Origin of the sequence: Denitromonas iodatirespirans, from assembly GCF_018524365.1 — a bacterium.
Classification (GTDB): Bacteria; Pseudomonadota; Gammaproteobacteria; order Burkholderiales; family Rhodocyclaceae; genus Nitrogeniibacter; species Nitrogeniibacter iodatirespirans.
Window position 1 is genome coordinate 1 of record NZ_JAEKFT010000153.1, and the last position, 337, is coordinate 337.

Here is a 337-nt window from a genome sequence, read left to right on the forward strand (position 1 = left end):
GCCGATGGCGGCGGCGAGTGGCACGGTTTGGTGGGTGGCGGCGGCTTTGGAGAGGGTTTGGGCCAGGGTGTCGGCCTGGCCGAGCAAGGCGGCGGCGGGGGCCATGTCGCCGGCCGGCTCGGCGTCGGTGGGCTGGGCCCAGGTGGTGAGCGTGATGCCGCGCGCGGCGCGCAGCGCCCCCCAGGCGTCGGTGCGAAGCTCGGCGCCGGAGCCCCTGAAACTGCCGCGGTAGTTGTCGGCCTGGTGGATGAGGTGGCCGAGGTTGAGCTGCGAGGCGTATTGGGTGCTGTGCAAGGCGGCGCGCTGCTGGTTGTCGGTGTCGTCGAAGACGAGTTGG

General features: G+C 72.7%; 1 protein-coding gene. It reads right to left on the minus strand.

Annotated elements, in window-relative coordinates; translation table 11 throughout:
* Positions 1-337, minus strand: a 337-nt coding sequence (locus I8J34_RS24360; RefSeq protein WP_214364210.1) for a type VI secretion system Vgr family protein, incomplete at both ends; no start/stop codon positions are given.